Annotated in this window: 6 protein-coding genes; 5 read left to right on the top strand and 1 reads right to left on the bottom strand. The window is 70.7% G+C overall.

Annotation, left to right across the window (positions count from 1 at the left end):
- Nucleotides 1-365: 365 nt before the first annotated feature.
- Both B0E54_RS31655 and B0E54_RS31650 read left to right on the top strand, forming a co-directional pair.
- Nucleotides 366-1,664 (top strand): aspartate aminotransferase family protein, encoded by a 1,299-nt coding sequence (locus B0E54_RS31655; RefSeq protein ID WP_234591515.1) that lies wholly within the window; start codon nucleotides 366-368, stop codon nucleotides 1,662-1,664.
- The gene (locus tag B0E54_RS31650; protein WP_234591514.1) at nucleotides 1,661-3,163 is read left to right on the top strand and encodes a CoA-acylating methylmalonate-semialdehyde dehydrogenase; all 1,503 of its coding nucleotides are present in this window, start codon (nucleotides 1,661-1,663) and stop codon (nucleotides 3,161-3,163) included. The genes B0E54_RS31655 and B0E54_RS31650 overlap by 4 nt, the downstream gene beginning before the upstream one ends.
- On the opposite strand, the gene B0E54_RS31645 is transcribed toward B0E54_RS31650, so the two are convergent.
- Nucleotides 3,135-4,580 (bottom strand): acyltransferase, encoded by a 1,446-nt coding sequence (locus B0E54_RS31645; protein ID WP_234591513.1) that lies wholly within the window; start codon nucleotides 4,578-4,580, stop codon nucleotides 3,135-3,137. The genes B0E54_RS31650 and B0E54_RS31645 overlap by 29 nt on opposite strands.
- Before the next feature lie 199 nt (nucleotides 4,581-4,779).
- Between B0E54_RS31645 and ngcE the strand changes: the two genes are divergently transcribed.
- The 3 genes from ngcE to B0E54_RS31630 are packed head-to-tail and all read left to right on the top strand — an operon-like array spanning nucleotide 4,780 to nucleotide 8,056.
- On the top strand, nucleotides 4,780-6,192 hold the full coding sequence (ngcE, locus tag B0E54_RS31640; protein WP_234591512.1) for an N-acetylglucosamine/diacetylchitobiose ABC transporter substrate-binding protein: 1,413 nt from the start codon (nucleotides 4,780-4,782) through the stop codon (nucleotides 6,190-6,192).
- A 59-nt stretch (nucleotides 6,193-6,251) separates the two neighbouring features.
- Complete coding sequence (locus B0E54_RS31635) at nucleotides 6,252-7,160, top strand: carbohydrate ABC transporter permease (RefSeq protein ID WP_234591511.1); 909 nt, start codon at nucleotides 6,252-6,254, stop codon at nucleotides 7,158-7,160.
- Nucleotides 7,157-8,056 (top strand): carbohydrate ABC transporter permease, encoded by a 900-nt coding sequence (locus tag B0E54_RS31630; RefSeq protein WP_234591510.1) that lies wholly within the window; start codon nucleotides 7,157-7,159, stop codon nucleotides 8,054-8,056. The genes B0E54_RS31635 and B0E54_RS31630 overlap by 4 nt, the downstream gene beginning before the upstream one ends.
- The last annotated feature ends 158 nt before the right edge of the window (nucleotides 8,057-8,214 follow it).

Here is an 8,214-nt window from a genome sequence, read left to right as displayed (position 1 = left end):
GCTGGCGAGCGACCGGGCGGCGGCCAGCAGCCCGCCGGCCGCCGGCGCGGCCAGCGCCTCGCTGCCCCGGCCCACCTCCCGTGCGGCGACGCGTTCCAGTGCGGCGATGGTCTCGTCGATGCGCACCGCGTGCCTCCCCGGCGACAGTGGACGGACCCAGGGTAGCGGTGGGCGACCAGACTGCGGATCGAGCGGAGGAAGAGCACGTTCGCTGAGGAGATCAGCGGCCAACGGCGGCCACGGCTCTGGAAACCGTTGACGTGCTGTCAGGCCGGAACGGCCTTGCGCTACACCCTGACAGTTGTCCGTGCGGGCCGGCGGTGGGAGCGTGCGGTATCCACGAACGCCGCTGAAGGGTTGCCCCGATGACCGACGACCTGCTGGCCCGGCACCGGGCCGTGCTCCCGTCCTGGATGCCCCTCTACTACGACGAGCCGATCGAGCTGGTCTCCGGTTCGGGCCGCCGGGTCACCGACGCGCGGGGCCGCAGCTACCTGGACTTCTTCGGCGGCGTGCTGACCAACATGATCGGGTACGACATCCCGGAGATCCGCGAGGCGGTCGAGCGGCAGCTCGCCACCGGCATCGTGCACACCTCGACGCTCTACCTGATCCGTCAGCAGGTGGAGCTGGCCGAGAAGATCGCCCAGCGCTCGGGCATCGGAGACGCCCGGGTGTTCTTCACCAACTCCGGCACCGAGGCGAACGAGGCGGCGCTGCTGGTCGCCACCAACTACCGCCGCTCGCACCAGGTCCTGGCCGTGCGCAACAGCTACCACGGCCGGTCGTACGCGGCGATGGGCGTCACCGGCAACCGGACCTGGTCGGCCAGCGCGCTCAACCCGCTCCAGGTGGCCTGGCTGCACTCCGGTGACCGGGTTCGCGGTCTGTTGGCACGGTTGAGCGCCGAGGAGCAGGTCGACGCGGCCGTGGAGGACCTGCGCGAGGTGCTGGCCACCCAGACCACCGGTGACGTGGCGGCGCTGATCGCCGAGCCGATCCAGGGCGTGGGCGGCTTCGTGCACCCGCCGGACGGGCTCTTCGCCGGTTGGAAGAAGGTCCTCGACGAGCACGGCATCCTGTTCATCGCCGACGAGGTGCAGACCGGCTGGGGGCGTACCGGGGAGCACTTCTGGGGTTACCAGGCGCACGGCGTCACCCCGGATCTGCTCACCTTCGCCAAGGGCGTCGGCAACGGGTTCGCTCTCGCCGGGGTGGTCGGCCGGGCCGAGGTGCTCCAGGCGGTGCCGGGGATCAGCTTCTCCACGTTCGGCGGCAACCCGATCTCCACGGCGGCCGGCAACGCGGTGCTCGACTACCTTCTCGCGCACGACCTCCAGGCCAACGCGGCCCGCGTCGGCGCGATCCTCGCCGACGGCCTGCGGGCCGCCGTGGGCGGTCTCGACTGCGTCGCCGAGGTACGCGGAAAGGGGCTGATGCTCGGCGTCGAGTTCGTCCGGCCGGGCGGCGGTGAGCCGGACCCGGCGCTGACCAACCGGGTCTTCGAGGCGTGCCGCGCCGGTGGACTGCTCACCGGAAAGGGCGGCCTGTATGGCAACGTGCTGCGGATGGGTCCACCGTTGACGCTGACCGAGGAGGAGGCCCGTGAGGGCCTGGCGATCCTCGTCGACGCGATCCGCTCGTGCGCGGCGGTGGCGGCATGAGCATCGGCGGCACGAGCATCGGTCACTTCGTCGACGGCAAGCGGGTCGGCGGCACGTCCGAGCGGCGCGGCGACGTGTTCGACCCGGCGACGGGTAGGCGTACCGCCGAGGTGGAGCTGGCCTCGACCGCGGACGTCGACGTCGCGGTGCGGTCCGCCGCCCGCGCGGCCCGCGACTGGCGCGACGCGTCGCTGGCGAAGCGGTCGGCGGTGCTGTTCGCCTTCCGCGAGCTGGTGCACGCCCGGCGGGACCGGCTCGCCGAGGTGATCACCGCCGAGCACGGCAAGGTGCTCGCCGACGCCGCCGGCGAGGTGCAGCGCGGCCTGGAGGTCATCGAGTACGCCTGCGGCCTGCCGTCGGCGCTGCGCGGCGCGTTCAGCGAGAACGTGTCCACCGAGGTCGACTCGTACACCATCCGGCAGCCGGTGGGCGTGGTCGCGGTGATCTCCCCGTTCAACTTCCCGGTGATGGTGCCGCTGTGGTTCGTGCCGGTGGCCGTGGCCTGCGGCAACGCGGTGGTGCTCAAGCCGAGCGAGAAGGACCCGAGCGCGGCGCTGCTGCTGGCCGAGTGGTTCGCCGAGGCGGGCCTGCCCGACGGGGTGCTCAACGTGGTCAACGGCGACTCCGAGGCCGTCGACGCGCTGTTGGAGCACCCGGAGGTGCGGGCGGTGTCGTTCGTCGGCTCCACCCCGATCGCCAGGTACGTCTACCAGCGCGGCACGGCCGCGGGTAAGCGGGTGCAGGCGCTCGGCGGGGCGAAGAACCACATGGTGGTGCTCCCCGACGCGGACCTGGACCTGGCCGCCGACGCGGCGGTGAACGCCGGGTTCGGTTCGGCGGGGGAGCGGTGCATGGCCATCTCGGTGCTGGTGGCGGTGGAGCCGGTGGCGGACGCGCTCGTCGAGCGCATCGCCGCCCGGGTGACCGGTCTGCGCACCGGCGACGGCCGACGGGGCTGCGACATGGGTCCGCTGGTCACCGCCGCGCACGCGGCGAAGGTGCGCTCCTACGTGGACGCCGGTGTCGCCGCCGGCGCGGTGCCGGTGGTCGACGGCCGGGACGTGACGCCCGACGGCGACCCGGAGGGTTTCTGGCTCGGCCCGACTCTGTTCGACCGGGTCACCCCGGACATGTCGATCTACACGGACGAGATCTTCGGGCCGGTGCTGAGCGTGGTCCGGGTCGCCTCGTACGACGAGGCCGTGGAGCTGGTCAACGCCAGCCCGTACGGCAACGGCACGGCGATCTTCACCAACGACGGCGGCGCGGCCCGGCGTTACCAGCACGAGGTGGAGGTCGGCATGGTCGGGATCAACGTGCCGATCCCGGTGCCGATGGCGTACCACTCGTTCGGCGGCTGGAAGTCGTCGCTCTTCGGTGACCTGCACGCGCACGGCGAGGACGGGGTGCGGTTCTTCACCCGGGGCAAGGTGGTCACCAGCCGGTGGCTGGACCCACGCCACGGCGGGGTCAACCTCGGGTTCCCCACCCAGACCTGAGCAGACGCAGCACGCCCGCCCCGGCCAGGTACGCCAGCAGGGCCGGGGCGGGCATGCCGAGCGGCTCCGCGGTGAGTTTCGGCGTCGCGCTGTTGAGCATCAGCGCGAACACCACGGCGGCGTAACCGGCCACGGTCAGCGCCGTGCGGGTCGTGGTGCCCTGGCCGGCCCGTTGCCCGGTGCGGTGCCCGCTGCTGTGGACCTCCACCGGGCCGAAGATGGCGACCAGCACCGTCAGGACGGCCGCGAGCAGCAGCAGCCAGGGCACCCGCCACGCCCACCAGGCAGTCGAGCCGACCTCCGGTGTGGGCAGGGTTCCGGTCGCGTCGAGCAGCCCGATCAGCCCGATGGCGGCGGTCAGGTGCCAGAGGAAGATGGTCAGCACCACCAGGTTGACCGCGATCACCACCTGCCACGGGCCGGTGCGCCGCAGCAGGCGCTCCGCGGGGCCGCGCAGCAGCAGGATCAGGCCGAGTTGGGTGGCGGCGACGGCCAGCAGCGCGAGGCTCGGCGGGCCGGCGTTGTCCAGCCTCTCGCCGGGCACGTTCAGCATGGCCACCGGCCAGGGGCCGGGCACGGTGAGCAGCAGCAGCGCGGCCAGTCCGCCGACCAGGAACACCAGAGCGGCCCGGCGGGAGGTCGGCAGCCGGCGGCGACGTACCCCCGAATGCTCGTCGGCCGACGGGTCGGCTTCAGCGGCGGTCGGACGGCCGGCGGTGTCGGCCGGCGGGGCGGTTTCGCTGGCTGGCTTCGGCCCGGCGGCCTGGCGGGTGTCGTACCAGGCGAAGCCGAGCTGGTGTATCGCCAGCCAGCCGAACAGGTAGTTGCCGTAGCTCAGCCCCACCGGTCCGGTGAGCCGGCCCAGGTCGCCGAGACCCACCAGGGCGACCAGCACCAGCGGCACCGCCAGGCCGAGGCGGCGGTGCAGCGCGTACATCGGTGGGGTGAGCGCGACCACCGCGAGGTACGCGACCAGGAACCAGAGCGGGATGGTGGCGAACCAGACCACCTCGCGGATCCGGGTCGGGTCGGTGCCGAGCAACCGCGCCACGACCGCGGCGCCGCCGAGCACCAGCACCAGCACGCTGGTGGGGCGGACCAGCCGAGCGCTGCGGTCGAGCAGCCAACTGGCGGCGTCGCCACCCCGCGCCCGCAGGCGGGTCAGCGAGATCGCGTTGGCGTAACCGCCGACCAGGAAGAAGACCGGCATCACCTGGGCCACCCAGGTCAGCGGGTACGCCCACGGCAGGTCACTGAGCGCGGAGTGCCCGGTGGGCAGCCCGTCGTCGTCGCGCACGATCACCGCGACGCCCCAGTGTCCGAGAACGACCATGGTGATGGCGAGGGCGCGGAGCAGGTCGACGTACCGCTCCCGGCCCGCCGGGGTGCGCTCGGCGAGCTGGCGCAGGCGGCCCATCACCTCAGGCTAGGCGAGCAGGTGGTGGCCGGTGGTGATAACGGTTCGGCTGCCGGGGGTTGAAGTCCGCTCGTCGCTGCCGTAGAAATTCTTCAGCAACTTTGCGCTAACTGAAGACAAGCAACACCCCCCGTGCCTCGCGCGACGGACGCCTTCCCCCATCCCCCGGCGACCGCCCGACCCGAACCGAGGAGACCTTATGAACAGGCGTGAGATCCTGCGGCGCAGCGCCGCCGCCGGTCTGCTGGCCACCCCCGCCGCCGGCCTGCTGACCGGCTGTGCGACAGGCGGCGGCGACAAGGGCGATGCCGAGACCTACAAGGGCACCAAGAGCGCCGAGAACCCGCTCGGCGTCAAGGAAGACGCCCCGCTCGAGGTGGTGATCTTCGGCGGCGGGTTCGGTGAGGAGTACGCCAAGGCCCACGAGGCCATGTACACCGCGAAGTACCCGAAGGCGAAGATCAAGCACTCCGCCACCCAGGAGATCAGCAAGACCCTCCAGCCGCGTTTCGTCGACGGCACGCCACCCGACGTGGTCAACAACTCCGGCGCCAGTCAGATCGACTTCAACGGCCTGGTCAGCCAGAACGCCATCGCCGACCTGGGCGAGCTGCTCGCCGCGCCGAGCCTCGACGTGCCCGGCAAGACCGTCAAGGAAACCCTGCTGCCCGGCGCGGTCGAGGTCGGGTCGTACGACGGCACGTTCCTGGTGCTCAACTACACCTACACCGCCTACGGCATCTGGTACTCCGAGAAGCTGTTCGCCGAACGCAGGTGGGAGTACGCCAAGACCTGGGACGACCACATCGCGCTCTGCAAGCAGATCAAGGCTGCCGGCATCGCCCCCTGGACGTACGCGGGCCTGCACCCGCGCTACATGAGCTGGCCGCTGATCGCCACCGCGATCAAGCTCGGCGGGCCGTCGGTGGCGACCGCCATCGACAACCTGGAGCCGAACGCCTGGAAGTCCGACTCGATGCGGGCCGCCGCCGACGCGTGGCAACAGATCGTCAAGGACAAGTTCATCCTGGAGGGCTCGCCCGGCCTGGACCACAAGCAGTCGCAGACCGCCTGGTGCCAGGGCAAGGCCGCCTTCATCTCCTGCGGATCCTGGCTGGAGAGTGAGCAGAAGGACGTCACCCCGGCTGGGTTCAACATGACCATCGCGCCCACCCCCAGCCTGGGCAGCGGCGACAAGCTGCCGTTCGAGGCGATCCGGGGCACCGCCGGCGAGCCGTTCATGGTGCCGGCCAAGGCCCGCAACGTCGCCGGCGGGCTGGAGTACTTCCGGACCATGCTGTCCCTCAAGGGCGCCCAGGACTTCACGAAGAAGGTCGCCAGCCTCACCGTGGTCGCCGGCGCCACCGAGGGAGTCGAGCTGCCGTACGGGCTCAAGACCGTGGTCAAGGCACTCGACGCGTCCGGGTCCAACGGCTTCAACTGGGTCTACAACAACTACTACCGCAAGCTGGAGCGCAACCTCGTCGACGCGGCGTGCGGCGAGTTCTTCAGCGGCCGGATCGGCCCGGCGGAGTTCCTCGACCAGTGTCAGAAGGGCGCCGACTCGATCGCCCAGGACAGCTCGATCAAGAAGTACAAGCGAGCGGCTTGACAGCCCGGCCGGTGGGGGCGAGCGCGCCCCCACCGACCGCACCTTGGGAAAGGTCCACAGTGAAACATGGCAAGTGGCCGCTGATCGTCACGTTCCTGGTGCCGCCGGTGCTGCTGTACGTCTTCTTCGTCGTCTCCCCGTACCTGCAGGCGTTCCAGATCTCCACCACCGACTGGCTCGGCTACTCGGCCGACGCCAACCAGGTCGGGCTGGCGAACTTCAAGGCGCTGTGGCACGACGACTACGTGTGGAACGCGCTGAAGAACAACGCGATCCTGCTGGCCCTGGTGCCCGTGCTGACCATCGGGTTCGGGCTCTTCTTCGCCACCATGCTCGCCCTGGGCGGGCGTCGGGGCCGCGCCGGAGTCACCGGGGTCCGCGGCGGGGCGTTCTACCGCACCGTGTACTTCTTCCCGCAAGTGCTCTCCGTCGTGATCATCGCGCTGCTGTTCAAGGAGGTCTACCACCCCAACAAGGGGCTGCTGACCAGCGCGCTGCACGCCGTCGGCCTGCCCGCCCCGACCTGGCTCGGCGACCCGGCGACCGCCTTCTGGTGTGTGCTGGCGGTGATGGTGTGGAGCAACGTCGGCTTCTACGTCGTCCTGTTCGGCGCCGCGATGTCGGCAGTACCGAAGGAGATCTACGAGGCGGTCCTGCTCGACGGCGCGTCCCGGTTCACCACGCTGCGGCGGATCACCCTGCCGCTGCTCTGGGACACCGTGCAGGTCGCCTGGGTCTACCTGGCCATCTTCGCCCTCGACGGGTTCATCCTCGTGCAGCTCATGACCAACGGTGGACCGAACTTCTCCACCGACGTGATCGGCGTACGGATGTACGACACCGCCTTCGGCAGCGAGACCAAGTTCGGCTACGCCTCGGCGATCGGCGTGGTGATGTTCTTCCTGACCCTCTCGGTGGCGGTGCTGTCGCTGCGGGTCGGCCGGCGCGATCGGATCGAGTACTCGTGACCACACTGGACCAGCCCACCGCCGCCGCGCCGACGTCGACCCCGGCCCGGGACCGCCCCGTCCGGCGGGAAATCGGCGTCGCCAACGCCCTCTCGCACGGCTTCCTGCTGCTCTGGGGCCTGCTCACCGTCCTGCCGCTGCTGTGGATGTTCCTCAGCTCGTTCAAGACCAACGGCGAGATCCTGGCCGACCCGTGGGGGCTGCCCGCGTCGCTGAGCTGGGACAACTGGGCGCGCGCGTGGACCGGGGCGCACATCGGCAGGTACTTCCTCAACAGCCTCGTGGTGGTCACCGGCTCGGTCAGCCTCACCATGCTGATGGGCGCCGCCGCCGCGTACGTCTTCGCCCGGTACGAGTTCCGTGGCCGGCAGGTCGTCTACTACCTGTTCGTCGGTGGCCTGATGTTCCCGGTGTTCCTCGCCCTGGTGCCGCTGTTCTTCGTGGTCCGCAACGCCGGCCTCTTCGGCACCTGGACGGGACTGATCCTGGTGTACGCGGCGTACTCGATGCCGTTCACCGTGTTCTTCCTGACCGCGTTCTTCCGGACGCTGCCGACCTCGGTGGCCGAGGCGGCCATGGTCGACGGCTGCGGTCACTTCCGGCTGTTCTTCCGGGTGATGCTCCCGATGGCGCGTCCGGGACTGATCAGCGTGGCGATCTTCAACTTCCTCAGTCACTGGAACCAGTTCCTGCTACCGCAGGTGCTGATGCAGGGCGACGAGTCCAAGTGGATGCTCGCCCAGGGGCTGTTCGCGCTGTCGGTCAGCCAGGGCTACGCGGGCGACTACGCGCGGCTCTTCGCCGGGTTGAGCATCGCGGTGCTGCCGGTGCTGGCGATCTACGTGGCCTTCCAACGCCAAGTCCAGGCCGGCCTGACCGCGGGCCAGCTCAAGTAGGACGGCGCGGGTGGCGGCTCACCCGCCACCCGCCGAGCTGGGCATCGGCGGCCGCGCCAGAGGTGGCATCCACCACCAACCAGTGACCGCTCCTGATCACACGGTCCGCTCGCGCCGCCCGCCCGCCGCCGTCCGCCGCCCGCCCGCGCCGCCCGCCG

Origin of the sequence: Micromonospora sp. MH99 (assembly GCF_021442385.1) — a bacterium.
Classification (GTDB): domain Bacteria; phylum Actinomycetota; class Actinomycetes; order Mycobacteriales; family Micromonosporaceae; genus Micromonospora.
The sequence above is the reverse complement of the archived record's forward strand: the minus strand, read 5'-3'. Positions and strand labels throughout refer to the sequence as shown.